Annotated in this window: 13 protein-coding genes; 7 read left to right on the top strand and 6 right to left on the bottom strand. The window is 32.4% G+C overall.

All coding sequences use genetic code 11. The annotated features are described in order from the left end of the window. The first annotated feature begins 19 nt into the window (after nt 1-19). Nucleotides 20-1,161 (top strand): IS3 family transposase gene (locus MUA51_RS10070; RefSeq protein ID WP_262559450.1). Its coding sequence is split into 2 segments (ribosomal slippage): nt 20-290 and nt 290-1,161, totalling 1,143 coding nucleotides; the frame shifts between segments, so codons are not numbered across the junction. Nucleotides 1,162-1,226: 65 nt separating this feature from the next. Here MUA51_RS10070 and MUA51_RS10065 read toward each other — a convergent pair. Then, nucleotides 1,227-1,745: a hypothetical protein gene (locus tag MUA51_RS10065; RefSeq protein WP_262559713.1), complete on the bottom strand. Its 519-nt coding sequence runs from the start codon at nt 1,743-1,745 to the stop codon at nt 1,227-1,229. A 134-nt stretch (nt 1,746-1,879) separates the two neighbouring features. On the opposite strand from MUA51_RS10065, the gene MUA51_RS10060 reads away from it, so the two are divergent. Beyond that, a complete protein-coding gene (locus MUA51_RS10060; protein WP_346657950.1) occupies nt 1,880-2,119 on the top strand; it encodes a YozE family protein in 240 nt (79 codons plus the stop codon). A gap of 113 nt (nt 2,120-2,232) precedes the next feature. Continuing rightward, nucleotides 2,233-2,973 carry an epoxyqueuosine reductase QueH gene (locus MUA51_RS10055; protein ID WP_262559709.1) on the top strand — a complete coding sequence of 247 codons (741 nt, stop codon included), beginning with the start codon at nt 2,233-2,235 and terminating at the stop codon, nt 2,971-2,973. Between the two features lie 49 nt (nt 2,974-3,022). Here MUA51_RS10055 and MUA51_RS10050 read toward each other — a convergent pair whose 3' ends face one another. Next, nucleotides 3,023-3,460 carry an Rrf2 family transcriptional regulator gene (locus tag MUA51_RS10050; RefSeq protein WP_262559708.1) on the bottom strand — a complete coding sequence of 146 codons (438 nt, stop codon included), beginning with the start codon at nt 3,458-3,460 and terminating at the stop codon, nt 3,023-3,025. 168 nt (nt 3,461-3,628) lie between these two features. Between MUA51_RS10050 and MUA51_RS10045 the strand changes: the two genes are divergently transcribed. Next, complete coding sequence (locus MUA51_RS10045) at nt 3,629-4,267, top strand: NAD(P)-dependent oxidoreductase (protein WP_262559706.1); 639 nt, start codon at nt 3,629-3,631, stop codon at nt 4,265-4,267. 81 nt (nt 4,268-4,348) lie between these two features. Here the strand turns inward: MUA51_RS10045 and MUA51_RS10040 are convergent, their stop codons facing one another. Next, nucleotides 4,349-6,520 (bottom strand): bifunctional glycosyltransferase/CDP-glycerol:glycerophosphate glycerophosphotransferase, encoded by a 2,172-nt coding sequence (locus MUA51_RS10040; protein ID WP_262559704.1) that lies wholly within the window; start codon nt 6,518-6,520, stop codon nt 4,349-4,351. 463 nt (nt 6,521-6,983) lie between these two features. Between MUA51_RS10040 and galU the strand changes: the two genes are divergently transcribed. Both galU and MUA51_RS10030 read left to right on the top strand, forming a co-directional pair. Next, nucleotides 6,984-7,865 carry a UTP--glucose-1-phosphate uridylyltransferase GalU gene (gene galU / locus MUA51_RS10035; RefSeq protein WP_262559703.1) on the top strand — a complete coding sequence of 294 codons (882 nt, stop codon included), beginning with the start codon at nt 6,984-6,986 and terminating at the stop codon, nt 7,863-7,865. 16 nt (nt 7,866-7,881) lie between these two features. Next, the gene (locus MUA51_RS10030) at nt 7,882-9,531 is read left to right on the top strand and encodes a phospho-sugar mutase (protein WP_262559702.1); all 1,650 of its coding nucleotides are present in this window, start codon (nt 7,882-7,884) and stop codon (nt 9,529-9,531) included. 179 nt (nt 9,532-9,710) lie between these two features. Here the strand turns inward: MUA51_RS10030 and MUA51_RS10025 are convergent, their stop codons facing one another. After that, a complete protein-coding gene (locus MUA51_RS10025; protein WP_262559700.1) occupies nt 9,711-12,236 on the bottom strand; it encodes a glycosyltransferase in 2,526 nt (841 codons plus the stop codon). A 1,112-nt stretch (nt 12,237-13,348) separates the two neighbouring features. Between MUA51_RS10025 and MUA51_RS10020 the strand changes: the two genes are divergently transcribed. Continuing rightward, nucleotides 13,349-15,856 (top strand): glycosyltransferase, encoded by a 2,508-nt coding sequence (locus MUA51_RS10020; protein ID WP_262559699.1) that lies wholly within the window; start codon nt 13,349-13,351, stop codon nt 15,854-15,856. A 53-nt stretch (nt 15,857-15,909) separates the two neighbouring features. Here MUA51_RS10020 and nagE read toward each other — a convergent pair whose 3' ends face one another. After that, complete coding sequence (nagE, locus tag MUA51_RS10015; RefSeq protein ID WP_262559697.1) at nt 15,910-17,370, bottom strand: N-acetylglucosamine-specific PTS transporter subunit IIBC; 1,461 nt, start codon at nt 17,368-17,370, stop codon at nt 15,910-15,912. 156 nt (nt 17,371-17,526) lie between these two features. Next, entirely contained in the window at nt 17,527-17,712 is a 186-nt protein-coding gene (locus MUA51_RS10010) for a VraH family peptide resistance protein (protein ID WP_262559696.1), read from the bottom strand. Between the last annotated feature and the right edge of the window lie 206 nt (nt 17,713-17,918).

The raw sequence follows: 17,918 nt of genomic DNA, 5'->3' as shown, positions 1-17,918 counted from the left end.
TTACGGAGGTGTTTTTTCTATGCGCAGAGTGGCGTATTCAGTTGAAACAAAGTTTAAAGCAGTGAAGATGAAAGCAGAAGGTTATACAACTAAAGAAATTATGTGTGAATTAAATATTAGAAATAGCACACAGGTAAAAACATGGTGGAGATGGTATAGAAAGGGTGAAACATATCGATTTAGTCAACAAGTAGGCAAACAATACTCCTATAATAAAGGATTAGTGGAACTTTCTGAACTGGAACAATTAAAGTTAAAGAATAGAAGAAATCAAGCCGAAATAGATATTTTAAAAAAGTACAAGGAATTGGAAAGGAAGTGGTACCTGAAGTAGTGATAGAATTAGTGGATGAGTTAAAGCACAGGCATCCTGTGAAGCTGATTTTGGAAGTGTTGAATGTCCCTAAATCAAATTACTACCGTTGGAAAAATAAGAAGAAAACGGAAGATACAACAGTTAAAAAGGTTAAGGAATTATGTGAAGATAATCATTACACGTACGGCTATCGCAAGATAACTGCTCTGATGAATCAGGCCTCTAAACAACCGATAAACCATAAACGTGTACAAAGAATTATGAGAGAAAATAATTTGAATTGTAGAGTTAGAATTAAGAAATCTAAACGTCGAGGGAAGGCATATTATCTTACAAGCAATAAACTGAATGGTAACTTTAGAGCAAATCAACCTCTACAAGTACTGACTACTGATATTACGTATCTTCCCTTTGGTAATTCAATGTTGTATTTATCTTCAATCATCGATTTATATAACGGTGAAATTGTGGCTTATAAGATTAGCGATACACAAGATCAAAGTTTGGTAAATGACACCTTAAACCAAATTGATATTCCAGAAGGATGTCTACTTCATAGCGATCAAGGAAGCGTCTATACATCGCATGCTTACTACCAATTATGCGAAGAAAAGGGCATTATCAGAAGTATGTCTCGCAAAGGTACACCTGCTGATAACGCCCCGATAGAATGTTTCCATTCCTCGCTAAAGTGTGAAACATTTTATCTTAACAATGAGTTAAATAACTCTAATTTCATTGTAAAGGATATTGTCGAAAAGTACATTGAAAACTATAATAATAATCGAATTCAACAAAAATTAGGCTACTTATCCCCTGTGCAATACAGAAAATTAGCAGCCTAATTCAAGTGTTTTTATGTGAGTCCCATATTAAGGGTGCAGTGCCACGTCCAATAGGGTTTGTTATGTTATTGCTCAGTTGTATCACTTTGATCATCACTAGGTTGTGTCGATACATCAGATGATGCATCCGTTTGTGGTGCATCTTGTGTGTCATCATTAGTATTTTGTGATGGCTGCGGTTGAGCGGATGCACGATATTGTGGTGCTGTGTAAGCAGGTGCTTGTTCAACAGGTTGCGCATATGATGTATCTGGCTGTTGAACACTTTGTCCGGATTGTGCAGATGGATCTGTTACATCTTCAGTAGGTGTGTCATATGATTCTGTTGTGTAAGTGTCTTCTTGCGGTACGTCAGCATCATATACCGGTATTTCTTCTTCGGCTGTCTGCTCTTTTTTCGTCTGTTTAGGTTTTTCTTTCTTTTCTTTATCCTTGTTAGGCTTTTCCTTTTTTTCTTCTTTTTGTTTCGATTGCGTCTGTTCTTTTTTCGGTTCCGTATCATTATCAGTGATTGCTTTTGCTCCGAAAAAAACCATGCCAATCAAAATGAGCAGGATGACAAGGATGTTGACTAATTTTTGCATATTGAGCACCTCTTGCTAGTATGGTTTAACCATAGTATAGCGTTTTATCAGCTAAATACAAGTGTAGTCAGTGTGAATAACTCAAAAAAATAACGAGTTAAAGATTACGATTGTGATATAATATTCAATAGCTCGTGAATGAGGTGAAGTTTAACTTGAGCTTTTATGAATATATGCAAATTTACATTGGTGATGATACCCCATTAGGTGATTTGGCGAGATGCATTCATCTAGATTCTGAATTCCCTAAGGAGCTTCATAATTCCGATGAGATATTAGCGTGGTTTCGTGAAGGCTCTCGTCTCGGTCAATTGAATTTAGCGGACATTAAACGAGCAATTGCGATTTATACGCAATTTGGTGCCGCTAAGTGACGACCCAGCATAATCACATAAGTGTGCATGTGTCACCTGTACAAGGCGTCTCCTACCACTCAAGTTGGGGGGCGTCGTATTTTAATATTATTTCGTTAATAGGTAGGGATACAATGATTCAAGCAGATACAATATTAGAGAAAATGAAGAATCAAAAGATTAACTATGACAAAGTTTTGCGTAAAATGATTGTAAACTGGACGCGCAATGAAGAACGCCCAAGCATTTTGTTGCATAGTTGTTGTGCGCCATGCAGTACATATACATTGGAATTTTTAACAGAACATGCAGATGTAGCAATATATTTTGCCAATCCAAATATTCATCCAAAAAATGAATATTTGCGTCGTGCACGTGTACAAGAACAGTTTGTGAAAGACTTTAATGAACGTACAGGCGCAAATGTAAAGTATATTGAAGCACCTTATAAGCCGCATGAATTTATGAAAATGGCAAAAACACGAGGCCTTACAGATGCCCCTGAAGGCGGAGAACGTTGTTCAGCATGTTTTGGCATGCGTCTTGAGATGGTGGCAGAAGCAGCAGTTGAATTAGGGTATGATTACTTCGGTAGTGCCATTACATTATCTCCGAAGAAAAACGCACAGCTAATCAATGAAATCGGACTCGATGTACAACAACTTTATGATGTGAATTACTTACCGAGTGACTTTAAAAAGAACAAAGGGTATGAGCGTTCAATCACGATGTGCAATGACTACAATATCTTCCGTCAATGTTACTGTGGTTGTGTATTTGCAGCACAACAACAAGGCATAGACTTTAAAGAAGTGAACCAACAAGCGAAAGCATTTTTAGATGCACTCGCAGAAAAAAATAAAGTGCAATCCTAAAATGAAGCCACCCCTTTCTGTTATATGAAAAGAGGTGGTTTTTTAGTGTTTAATTTAACTGCTTTTCACGTGCTTGGACATCTTTGACAATCGCATCAATTGTGACGTTCTCAAGCACTTGTTCTAACGCATTTTGTGCTAAGTGAAAGATAGGTTCGATGGTTGCTTGAATATTTCGACCGACATCACAATTTGGATTAGGGTTGTCATGTATATTGAATAACGCATCATCTTTAACTGCACTGACCGCCTTGTATACATCTAACAACGTGATTGCCGTCAATTCCTTAGCCAATCGTGCGCCAGCAACACCCGGACGCACATCAATCAGTTCGGACTTTTTCAACATCCCCATAATTTTGCGTATCATTGCTGGATTCGTATTGACACTTCCGGCAATATATTCAGATGAGACGACTTCATCTTTAGTTGTTTCGATTAGCGTTAAAATATGAATTCCGATAGAAAAACGACTACTAATAGACATGATGAACTCCTTCTATTTTGGACATGTAATGATTTTAGTTACAAGTACAGTATAACGTAAATGACCTTAAGAACAAATCATCAGAATTATTGACAACAAGAACACCTGTAACTATAATAATTACAAGTAATTAAAATAGTTACAGGTAAAAGTGAGGAGACTATTAATATGAAATTAGGTATTATTGGAGCAAGTGGGAAATTAGGTCAGTTGATTACAAAAGAAGCAGTAGACAGAGGGCATGAAGTCACAGCGATTGTACGTAATAAAGCAAAAGTGACGAACGATAACGTTGCAGTGATTGAGAAAGACATCTTTGATTTAACGCAAAGTGACCTTAAAGATTTTGATGTGGTTATCAATGCATTTGGTGCGCCATTGGGTGAAGAACAAATTCATGTAGATGCCGGGAATGTATTAATTGAAGCTGCGAAAGGCACGGAGGTAAGAGTCATTGTTGTAGGAGGAGCGGGAAGCTTATTTGTAGATGAAGACAAAACAACACGTTTACTTGAGACACCTGAGTTCCCAGAAATATTCAAACCGACAGCAATCGGTTCATTGCGTAACTTAGAGATTTTAGAAAAAACAACAGACATGACATGGACATTTTTAAGTCCGGCAGCTGACTTTGACTATGAAGGAAAACGTACAGGTACGTATCAATTAGGCAAAGACAACGTGATCGTTAACGCAAAAGGGGACAGCTATATTAGTTATGCAGACTATGCGATTGCGATTGTAGATGAAGCTGAGCAAGGTCAATTTATCAATACACGTTTTACAGTTGTTGGAGAAGTAGAATAAGGGAATAAGATATCAACTCTTAAAAATAAAGATGAGAGGTTTTATACACGAAATATGTGCATAGAACTTCTCATCTTTTACTTATTTACGAGACTCTATATGTTGATGTATAAAGTCCCCTATAAATTTTGAAGCGGTACCTGTTTCAAAAGAACAGAAGCGCTGATGAAATGATTCTATCTGCTCTCGATAGTTTATTGCTACTTCAGACATATTTTGTAATCCTGTCAATAATTCATCAGTCGTTTGATAAATAGGACCTGGTAAATCTTTATGGTAATTCATGTAAAACCCACGAAGTTCTTGGTTATATTTATCAATATCATATGCAAAGAAGAATTGTGGACGTTTTAAGATGCCGTAGTCAAACATCACTGATGAATAATCTGTAATAAGTGCGTCACTGATTAAAAATAACTCAGAAATATCTGGGTGACCAGATACATCAATTGCAAATCCTTCTAGACCTGATAAGTCAAGCCGATTAGCGATGAAATAATGCATGCGTAATAATATAACATAATTATCCCCTAATGATTTTTGAAGTTTAGATAGGTCTAAAGTTAGTTCAAACTTGTAGCTGCCGACATAAAAATAATCATCATCACGCCATGTTGGGGCATAAAGTATAACTTTTTTACCATCAGGTATTTTTAGAGACTGTCGGATGTCTTGTTGTAATATTTTGTCGTCTTGATGATTTACGAGCAGATCATTACGAGGGTACCCAACTTCTAATATTCGATCAGTATCCATCCAAAATGCAGAACGAAAAATCTCCGTAGAATATTTATTTGGTGAAATGAGATAATCCCATCGACGTGTTGCTCTGTAAAAATTCTTTTTATATAGTGCTGTTGTAGTATTGGGAATGCGTACTTTATGCATATCGTTTGCTAGGCGTTTTAATGGTGTTCCGTGCCATGTTTGAATATAAAGCTGATTCTCTTTTTTCTGCATATGCAGTGGTAAACGAGAATTTAGTACCCAAACATGCGCTTTTTTATAAAGGTTGTAGTATGCTCTACTGTTCTTTACTACTATGTTTAGGTTATTTGGTGATTTAAACGTCTCTGAATTTTGGGCGACCCAATAGTACTTATACTGTGGATATCGTAATTTCATATATTCGTAAATACACTTAGGGTTATCACTATAACTTTTCCCACCAAAGGATTCAAATACGATAGTGTTGTTTTTAACTGCTCTCTTGGAGTTATACAGCATATAGTATGAAGCGTGTTTTGTTGGTTTATTTAATACAATGTTTTTTAGTAATCGGCTACGATATCGTAGTTTGTTGATCATCCATGCTGCTGGTACAAAATGATATTTTAACATCAACATTTCTAGTTGAAATAATAAGTTCTTTTTTTTGAGTATAACAGGCTTTAATAAAGGTAATATTTGAGATATAGATTTGTGATGATGATAGTAGCGTTCTTTAATATCTGGATGACTTGGATCAAATGAATGATAAATTGTATCGAGCATCATATTCAATAAATATCTACGTATAACAGGTTTTTTAGTAACATCAAGTGCATGGCAAAAAGATGAAATATAGTCTTTAAATTTTCTGTTGAACTCTTGTTCACGTATTTGCGTCGAATTAAAAGGGTTATAAACTTCCCCACAATAATAAAAAGAAACTCCAGATAAGCTAATATAATTTTGTATTAATTGTGAATACGAAATTAGAAAAGCAAAATCACTATATATGTGTTGAGAAGTGCTAAATTTTATGTTGTATTGTTTTATTATATTTGTTTTGAAAACAATATTACTCACCGATTTTTGATCAATAAGTGCCGTTGGATTATTTGCAATTGATTCTTTTACAACGTTTAATGATGATGATTCAAATTGATTAGGCACATTTACTGTAAATGGAGAAATAGGTGCAATCAAAGCATCATATTTTCCTAAATACTGTAAATATACATCTATGGCATATGGTGCAAGTGTATCATCTGCATCTAGAAACATTACATAAGGTGTTTCAACATAACTTAACGCGATATTCCTTGCGTGAGCATGGCCGCTATTTTTATCTAAATCCAACCATGTAAAGTCTCTACCATATCGTGAAAGTAATTGTTTAAGAGTGTTATCAGAACCATCTGTTGTTTTATCATTTATAATTAATAACTCGAACTTTTGGTTTGTTTGATTGATGACTGACGATATACAACTATCTATGTATTCAGCAGCATTATAAAATGGAATGATAATTGTAAGTTGATGTTCCATAAGTTCCCCTCACTTTTTAATATTAAAATATATACAAATATATCATACACTAATTGCGTAACCATTTCATAAAGTGATTGAGAGATTGCTATATTTGCTAATCTATTTAACGATTAAAATATCATACTAGAAATAGAAGATGTACTAAAAATATCAAAACCTTTCATTTTTTAAATCCAATGCTTTGGGAGGATAAAGATTATACTTTATTAGATTCTACTCGTTGAAATACATAAATCTTAAGGTTGTGATCATATTTTTTGACGTCGCTAATACTACTTAAACTGATTTATTTTTGTATGACGTAATCAATTACCAATTTAATATGTCGGTTATTGAGTCTTATACCGTGTGTCTATCTGTTTTGAATAATGTGTTATACTTTATGTTGCTTGAAATAGGTGATGCTTTATACTTATAATGAAGGTATTAAGAGAAACTTTTTTGAAGGGACTATAAAATAATGAAAAATGAACAAAACGTAAAGGTTAAGAAAGCGGTTATTCCAGCTGCAGGTTTAGGTACACGTTTCTTACCTGCCACAAAAGCAATGCCAAAAGAAATGTTACCTATTTTGGATAAACCGACAATTCAATATATTGTTGAAGAGGCATCTAAGGCAGGTATAGAAGATATTATTATTGTAACTGGTAAGCATAAGCGTGCGATAGAAGATCATTTTGACACACAAAAAGAATTAGAAACAGCATTATCTGAAAAAGGGAAACTTGAGTTGCTTGATAAAGTACAGTATTCAACAGACCTTGCTAATATTTTTTATGTTCGCCAGAAGGAACAGAAAGGTTTAGGTCATGCCATTTCAACAGCTAAGCAATTTATTGGAAATGAGCCTTTTGCAGTATTGCTTGGAGATGATATTGTAGATTCAGAAACACCAGCAATTCAACAATTAATGGAGAAATATGAAGAAACTGGAAAATCTGTCATTGGTGTTCAAACCGTACCAGAATCTGAAACACATCGCTATGGTATTATTTCGCCAAAATCTCAAACTAATCGCTTATATGAAGTGGAGAAATTTGTCGAAAAACCAGAACAAGGCACTGCACCATCAAATCTTGCGATTATGGGTAGATATGTATTGTCTCCGGAAATATTTGAATACTTAGAAACTCAAAGCGAAGGAAGCGGCGGAGAAATCCAATTAACAGATGCGATTGAACGTTTAAATAAAGATGATAAGGTATATGCATATGACTTTGAAGGTACACGTTATGATGTAGGTGAAAAAATCGGATTTGTAAAAACTACGATAGAATATGCATTAAAAAATGAAGAAATGAATGAAGAAATTAAAGATTATATTCGTTCACTAAACTTATAAATAAGAGGTGAGTAAGTTGAGAACACGATGGGAAGAGAAACTTTCAGAAAGCCTCATTGAACCATTCTATAATATTCAATCTGAAAAAGAAATTGAAGCTGGTTTCTCAGACGTTTTATCTTTTGGAACAGCAGGTATTAGAAGTACTTTTGGAATTGGTCCAGGTCGATTGAACAAGTTTACCATCCAAAAATTTGCATTGGGATTTTCCAAATATTTATTGAAGAAAACAACAAATCCTAAAGTTGTAATTCATTTTGATACAAGACATTTATCTAAAGAATTTGCGATAGAAATTGCAAAAGTATTAGGAACAAATGGTGTAAAAGTGATTTTACCAGAAGGTTTCAACTCCACACCTGAATTGTCTTTTGCAGTGAGACAATTAAATGTAACGGCTGGCATTATGATTACAGCAAGTCATAACCCTAAAAATTATAATGGCATAAAAGTATATGGATCAGATGGTGGACAATTATTAACAGAAGCATCTTTAGAGTTAAGTCAATATATTGATTCTGTTAAAGATGCTTTAAATATTACGGTAGAAGATTTTGAAAAATTAAAGCATCAAAATATGATTGTATCTTTTGACGAAGAGACAACAAATTTATATAAAAAAGCTGTGGGAAATCTAGTAGGTCCAATCAAGACGGCTTCTACAAAGACAGTACTAACAAGTCTACATGGGACAAGTTTGCCATTATTGTCGAATATTTTAGATGAAGTTGGTTATACAAATTATGTTATTGCGCAAGAACAATCTATACCAAATGGAGACTTTCCTACTGTTCCAATTGCTAATCCTGAAGTAGAAGATACTTTTGAAATAGGTAGACGACTTGCAGAAAAAGAAAATGCACAGTTAGTTATTGCAACAGATCCAGATGCAGATAGATTAGGTATTGTTGAGAGATATCAAGATGGAGCAACTCGTTATTTTAATGGGAACGAAATTGGTCTATTGTTACTTAAGTTAAGACATGATGACTTAGTGACAAAACAATCTCTGTATATGATTAAATCAGTTGTCTCTGGTGCTTTAAGTGAAAAATTCGCAAAGACATTAGACATAGAAGTGATTAATGTTTTAACAGGATTTAAATATATTTCAGAACAATTAAGAAATATGGAGCAATCATCTTCTCAGTTATTATTGGCTTATGAAGAGAGTCATGGATATTTAGTAGAAGACTTTTCTAGAGATAAAGATGCCATACAAATTGCACCATTATTAATTAAATATAAAGAGCAGCTTGCACAAGATAATAAAACGTTTAAAGATGTTTTAACAGAGATATATCACCAATATGGATATTATCATGATAAGACACTGTCCCCAACATTTGCTGGTGCGGAAGGGCAACAAAAAATTGAACGTATTATGACGTGTCTCAAGCAGCTGAAATCCGTTGAGATTGAGGGTTTAACACCACTATTTATTGAGAATTATAATAGCAGGATTTCATTAAATGTTGAAACAGGTCAAGAAGAATCAATTAACTTACCTGAGGCAAATTTAATTAAGTTTATTTTTGAAGAAGGATTTATTGCTGTACGTCCGTCTGGAACAGAGCCTAAAATGAAATTGTATTTTTCTTTAAATACTGATGATTTAGATCGAATTATAGAAGATTTTCACAGTAAATATATTGAAAAAATGTAAAAGTTTTTACTTTTGATAGTTATGTGAGTTAAACAGCGTAAGGTTATATGCCCTTATGCTGTTTTTTTAGTCGAATAAATCATGAGCATTTTTTTACATTTACAATAGGTTAAATATAAAAAAGTGGGACAGCATTTCATGCCATCCCACTAAGAAATTAAAAGTGTTTTTTGTATTATCTAATCGAATAAATTATTGAATTGTGTCAAAGCAATATCATTATACTTTTGAACGTTGTATTTTTCATATATTGGAGTTTCTTCTTTTAAAAATAGCTCTATTCCATCAGCAAGTGATCGAGCATCATTATTTTTTAACATACCATATTTACCGTTCTCTAAAATTTCTTTAGTAACCTCTAATTCTGAAGAGAGAACATTTTTGCCGAGAGCTAATGCTTCTAAAACAACCAGACCTTGCCCCTCATAGTGGGATGATAAGACAAAGAGATCTGCTTTATTTATTAAACTAAATGGATTTGATTGATGTCCTAGTAAATAAACTCTTTCTGACAGTCCACGACTATGGATCATTGTCTCTAATTTTGTGCGATCCTTACCTTCCCCTAATATATATAACATAGCATTAGGATAATCGTTAGCTATATAAGAGAATGCTTCAATTAAATTATCAAACCCTTTTTCTGGTGATAATCGGCCACTTGCAAATATATTGAAGTTATTATTATCAAAGTTGATAATTTCGACACCTGTTGGTGAATTTCCAATAAGAAGTTGTTTGTTTGGGTCCAATGTTTTAATAATATTCTCTTCTTTTTTGGCACCTTCATAAATTCTATTTAAATCAAGAAGGTTATTTACTGTTACAAATTTATTGTCTATATTAAATCGTTTTAATTTCTTTTTGTTAATTTGATGAATATTTTCTGAAACATTTATCAAATTATCGAATTTAGGATAAATAGTCATCAAGGATTTTAAGTTAATGATATGTGGTTTTTTATTACCTACAACTTTATGTAAATCTTCCATCATATCACTATGTAAGTATATAAATTTCTTTTTAGAAGGTGTTGCTAATATCAAATTAGACCAAAACATAGAATACCCACTAAAATCGATTACATAATCAAATCGACTATTCCCAAAAAGTCTTCTGAATTCTCTCCGATATGCCTTGTCAGGATACAGGAGACTTTCTTTAAGTGTAATGATACCTCTTTTTCTAACATAATTATTTCGATAATTCTCTATAAACGTTGCAAAAAATCCACCACTTCTCAAAAGGATTTTAACATTTTTATTTACTTTCGACATGTTATCTAATGCAATTTTATTTGCTCTTCTTTGAAGGAAAATAGTCACTTCAAATCGATTGTAATCTATATTTTGTAAAAGATTTAACAAAGAACTAGTAATACCATTATTCATTAATCCACCGGCATATATCAGTATTCTTTCTTTGTTATTTGATTGTTTTACAGGAGTACTAAAAATTTTATTTACAACTCTTTCTGTGACTCTACCATCATCATGAGGAACATATTGTTTTTTAAATTGCTTATACAAATCTAAGTATTTTTCTTCTTTATAGATAGCATTATTAATAGTAGTGATTAAATCATCAATATTAGTTGTAGTAGGACCAGGTAATGTATTAACATCAATGTATAGTCCACGTTCTTCTTTATACTTTTCATAGTCGGATGTAAAAAATATAATAGGTTTATCTGTAACTAAAAAGTCAAAGAAGATACTTGAATAGTCTGTAACTAATAAGTCAGCTAAACATAATACTTCATTAGGGTCTAATGAATCAGGTATTAAATATTTTTTAAACCTTGAATCTTCAACAACATTTGAATACATAAAAGGATGAACTTTCAATAAAATATTGTAGTCCGCGTTTTTTTCTAACAGTTTTACATTGTCTAATAATTCATCTATATCGTCTGAAGGGTCCATGAAGTTACCTCTATATGTTGGTGCAAACAAGAGTGTTTTTTCTTTCTTGAATTTAATGTTCTTATTATTGGAAATAAGATCTTCTTTAACTTCATCATATGGTGTGTTTATTGTTAAGTCAGTTCGTGGATAACCGTCTTCTACAAATTCTCCATGATATAAGCCATCTAGTTGGAATCCTTTTTTAAATACATTAGTTGTATGTTCATTCTGTGTAAGAAAATATTTGGTATGTAGAAAGTTACGCGTTAAATTTTGTATAGCAAGGATACTATTATCTAAATCCAATCCCAAATATTTTAATGGTGTTCCATGCCAAGTATTTATATAGACTTGCTCAGGTTTAGAGCAGAAATAAATTGAGAATGATGAGTTGTTAATTAAATATTTACATTGAGCCAGCTCTTTTAAATACTCATCGCCATGAATAACTACAAAAACAACTTGCTCTAAGTGACTGTATTTCTTTTTATAATATTTTCTAATTTCATTTGATTCGCATGCCCATACGTGTATAAAATCCTTATATTCAGGATTTGACATAAGATATTTAAATATAGCATAAGGAGAATCAGACATACTCTTTCCATCTCTTGATTGATATAAAATTCTATTTTCTTGAACAGGTAATTTTTCATAGTATTTTGCGTAATCCATAATAATTGAGATGTTATTGATGCCATAATAAGATTTTAAAGGTTCCATTAAAAATTGTAACTTGCGATCTGCATGTACTACAAATTTACCTTTTAATGACAACTCATTATAATTAAGAGCCAACTTTATCCCTCCTAAATAACTTTATTACTCTCTTAAAGAAATTTTTGACATTATAAAACATAATAGCATATAATCAATATATTTTCTATATAACATTAATTTGTTTTTATAATTGGTTATGCCATTTATAGAATTGATTATATATAGTTACTAATATAAATAATATTTATATATATACATCCATTCGTGACGCAATAAAATTTATTGAAGGTTAGTCATGTTAGACTGAATAACGGCATGGTTAATTTGTAATAAAAGTAATCAATTCACTGGAATGTTAGTTAATTCTAAAAGAAGATATAACAATGATTTTAAGATGGAGGCATTTCATTAGTAGAGTTTGGTGAGAAAGGTAATGGAAGTTTCAAGAGATATAGATATCCTATTCAGACATTAACAAGATGGTTACGTGTTAATTGTGAAGACGTTGAAAAATAAACCTCAATGAGAATGTATGTATAATATTATCCTAAAATAATTTATCTCTGTGATTTTAAAATGAGAAATGAAGCAATGTTCAGTGTTATAGGATCCATTCTTATTATTACAAATTAAAAAAGATTCATTCGATCCTAAATTATATGGACTTAATTAAAATTGACAAAAAATGTATAAAAACAATTTCATGATTTAGGTATTTCAAAAATTAAAAAGCACATAAATTGTGAGACAAGCTAAGCGTGATAAAATTCTCTTTTTACTGTATCTGTATTTTTAACATAAATCCAAAATTAAATAAGTCAAAAAAGTATGATTACTATTTTTTAAAAGTGTTTCCTTATTTTAAAGTTAATAGATTGATTTAATATCAGAATATTCGATGTAATTCAATGTGAAACTAACAATTATAAGTAAAAGATAATAATAATGATGAACAAAGTTAGTCTTTTTTGTATTTGAGTAAGCAGATGTTCTTTATTTTTGAAGGTATTTTCTCAGGATGTTTTCCAAGAGTATAGGTTTTATATAATTATTTTACATGATAGAATAAAGTAATGGTATATACTGTATTTGTGACCAGCAATGGTCTGAAATTAACATGTATTTCAAAAACAAATCTCAAAAAGATAAGTGTAAAAAATAATGATTAATTAGTTAAAGGAGATGTCTCTTTGAACAAAGTAAAAGAAATAAAGGATTTTTTATTGAATCCGGTGAAAGAAAACTTAAAAAATAAAAGAGTAAGGGATAATGCTTTTTATATCAATACAATCAGAACTTCACCAGTGAAAAAAAACGCCATATTATTTGAATCATATCATGGTGTCAATTTTACAGGGAATGTATATGCAATTTTTCGTAAAATGGTTGATGTATACCCCAATATGAAATTTTATATAGCAATTAAAGATACAAATGATCCAATGATTAAATGGATTAAAAAAACGCTAGATAATAAAAATATATTTGTTGTTAAGTATGAAAGTCGTGAGTATTTAAGGTTACTTGCGACCTGTAAGTACCTAATTAACGATACATCTTTTATGCCTTATTTTATAAAGAGAGATAATCAAGTATACGTTAATACATGGCATGGTACACCTCTTAAAACTTTAGGGATTGACATTAAAGATAGAGGGTTTAATGATCATAAAAACATTCAAAAGAACTTATTTTCAGCAGACAAATTGATTTTGCCAAACAAGTTTACTGCAGATAAATTAATTAAAAGTCATGACTTAGAGGGTATTTTAAATGCGGAAGTTGGTATTTATGGGAATCCAAGAGTGGACTTAACCTTAAATAGTAACCGAGAAGATGTTATAAATAAATATGGTTTGAATCAATCAAAAAAAATATTACTTTATGCACCTACATGGAAAAAAACGCTCAAAGATACAACAGATGAAGATATTCAAAATTTAGTAGATGAGGTTATCTTACTTCAAGAAAAAATGGGCGGGGATTATAAAGTATATCTTAAAGCACACTATTTTATTTATGAAAAGTTTAAAGAACTTGGTTTAGACTCACTCATGGTACCGAATTGGGTGGATACAAATGAGTTGTTATGTGCAGTTGATACATTAATTACAGATTATTCAAGTCTATTCTTTGATTACTTACCTTTGCAAAGACCAATTTATTTTTATATGCCAGATAAAGAAGAATATGAAGAGACGCGTGGATTTTATCTTGACATTGAAGGCTTACCAGGGAGCAAAGCTTATACCTTAAACGAACTCATGGATAATATCGATAAATATCAAGATGAGTATACTAAGATTTTTAAATCTGAGATTAACAGATACTTAGAAGATTTTTGCTTGTTTGATAATGGTATCACAGCAGGCCAGTCTTTAGACTTTATCATTGGCAAACGAAAAGAGCTGACTCGTTACAAATCAAATAAAAAAGTAATCGTATTTTATGGTGGAGGGTTCTATAATAATGGGATTACTAACTCTATTATTAATTTAAGTAAAAAAATAGATTATGATAAGTATGAAGTTATTTTAATCGAAAATGATAAAAAGTTTGATGATAAGATTAATAATATGAACAGACTTGATCAGAGAGTTCATGTTATAAGCAGATTTTCTAGGACAAATAGAAATGTAATTGATACAATAACGCAAAATTTATTGTACAGACAGGGTTACGACTCAAAATATATTTATAAGAAAATGATGAAAGCATACTTCAAGTTAGATTATAAAAGAATTTTTGGTAACTTAAATCCAGATATCATGATTGATTATGGTGGTTATAACAAGATGTTTACTGCTTTGTTCGCCTTTGCACCCGTAAAAAGAAAAGCTATATTCTTACATAATGATATGCAGGGTGAATATGATAAAGTTATAAATGGTCGTTATAAACACAGATGGAATCTAAAAGTTATTTTTAGCTTGTATGACCATTTTGACAAAATAGTTTCAGTGACTGAAAGTGCAAATGAAGCAAATAAGAAGAATTTAGCAAAATATATTACTCATCCAGAAAGTAAAATGGTGTCAATTAGTAATATTATAAATGGTGATGAAATCATAGAAATGGCAACTTCGGAAGACCATAGTCATTATTTTGATAAAGAGAATAGAAAGAACTATTTAATCTTCAAGAAAAATATTGAAGACAGTCAAGTAGCTATTAAAGCAGTTGAAATGCCTGATTCTAATTACCATAATTTTGTGAATGTAGCTAGGCTTTCACCAGAAAAAAATCACGAAGAGTTAATTAAAGCCTTTGTAAAGGTTGTTCAACGTCATAGTAACAGCCGATTGTATATCATAGGTGATGGACCATTGAAAAGAGAGCTAAAACAGTTGATTGCAAGACTGGGTATGCAAAACCATATATTCTTACTAGGATTCATTGAAAACCCATTTATTTTTATAAATAAATGTGATTGTTTTGTGTTGCCTTCTAATTATGAAGGGCAAGGAATGGTTGTTTTAGAAGCACAAGTTCTAGGTATTCCAGTCATAGGTACAAATGTTCCTGGAATCAATTCAATTATTAATGAAAAAAATGGATTATTAATAGAGAAGAATGTGGAGTCAATTGCAGATGGCATGAATCAATTTATTGAGAAGGGTATAGTCAAACCATATTTTGATTATCAAAAGTATAATGAAAAGGTTATCGATGATTTCAAAAAATATGTTTTAGAATAAAAAACAATAATACCAAACTTTTGAAGAGTTGTTTCAAAAGTTTGGTATTTTATTTATTCTTCCAATTGACGTTCCATTTCATCTGCTACTTGTTGCACATGTGTACCAATGATAATTTGTGCAGCGTGTTGTCCATTTTTAATGACACCTGCAGCTCCCGCAGATTTAATTTGTGCTTCGTTTAACTTTGTATTGTCTGCTACTTCTAAGCGTAAACGTGTGGCACAATTTGTAAGAGACGTAATATTTTCTTTACCACCCAGTCCTTCGATAATCGTAGTTGCAGTTTGCGTATATCTACTTACTGATGGTGATTCAGTTGTTGCGGCTGTATCTGTTACTTGTGATGTTGGAATGTTTGTTCCACGTCCAGGTGTGTTTAAGTTAAGTTTGATGATAAGAAAACGGAAAATAACATAGTATAAGACAAAGAACACAAGTCCTTGAATGATAAGCATAAATGGGTGATTAGCGAATGGATTGATCAATGATAAGACGAAGTCAATCAACCCAGCACTGAATGCAAATCCTGCTGTCCAATGGAACAATGCAGCGATAAAGAGTGACAATCCTGTCAACAATGCGTGTACGACATACAATAATGGCGCAACGAACATGAAGACGAACTCGATTGGTTCAGTAATCCCTACAATAAATGCGGAGATGGCACCAGCAAACATAATACTACCAATTTGTTTTTGGTATTTTGTTTGTGCAGTGTGATACATCGCAAGTGCAGCTGCTGGGATACCAAACATCATGATTGGGAAGAATCCAGCCATGTAGCGTCCTGTGATTCCTTTTGTACCCGTTTGTGATTGGAAGTTTGCGACATCATTGATGCCAGCAATATCGAACCAGAATACGGCGTTAAGTGCATGATGTAGACCGAGCGGAATGAGAAGACGGTTCGCAACACCATATATACCCGCACCAATTGCACCTAAGTCAATGATGCTCTTACCAAATGCAACGAGTGCGCTGTATACGAATGGCCAGATGAAGAGCAATAAGAATGCAAAGATAACTGAGAACAATGCAGTCATGATTGGAACGAGACGTTTACCACTGAAAAAGGCAAAAGCATCCGGTAATTCGACAGATGAGAACTTGTTATAAGAATGTGCGGCGATTAGCCCAACAGCGATTCCAACAAAGACATTACCAAAGCCGATATTTGCAAATCCAGGGTTAACCGTTTTTTCACTAATCCCTAAGTAGACTGAAATATTGGCTGGATCCAACAGCTTATCAACGACTAAAAAGCCGACGATTGCTGCGAGTGCCGTGGCACCATCATTTTTCTTCGCCATACCGATTGCGACACCAATAGCAAAGAGAAGCCCAAGATTTTCAAGAACGCCCATGCCTGCATTGAAGAAAAAGGCATAAGCTGCATTTTGCCCGATTGTTGCATCAATGATATTGGCAATTGCGACAAGAATTGCTGCAGCAGGTAAAACGGCAACCGGCAACATGAGTGATCGTCCAATGCGTTGTAAGTAATTAAGCATAAGAAAACTCCTTTTCATATAATATTTTTTATTTTGTATTATTGTGAAATAACATCATATCTCATTATATAATACTTTGTAAGAGCTTACAGCCTTTTGTAAAAAAATAAAGCCTACAAGAACTTGATTATTTAGGTTCTTGTAGGTTTAATGTCATCAATCATTCAGTTTATTTTCAATAAGCCAACCAGAGAATAAGAGACCGACTGGAATGCCTAACAATGGCGTCATAACTGAGCTTGCGAAGAAGGTAATAACCCCAGTAATGATCAGGTTTTTAGCATTAACTTTCATGTTTAAAAAGTCATCAAAAGCATTTTGAATTACATGTTTTAAACGCATGAAAAACACTCCTTTATCAAATTGATCTTAGTTTCAGTATAAAAGAATGAATTGGGTATGTCATCCGACTGTGGGTGTAAGCTATATTTTAGTTGAATCTACGACAGCTAGGCACTGAAATCTAACAGTTACGACATGGTGCACGCATTTCAAAGCGTATTTGCTATATTAGGAGTAAACGATTGATCCAAAAGTTGGGAGATGAA

This window comes from Staphylococcus sp. IVB6214, assembly GCF_025558585.1.
Taxonomy (GTDB): domain Bacteria; phylum Bacillota; class Bacilli; order Staphylococcales; family Staphylococcaceae; genus Staphylococcus.
This window is presented reverse-complemented; position numbering and strand designations above follow the sequence as displayed.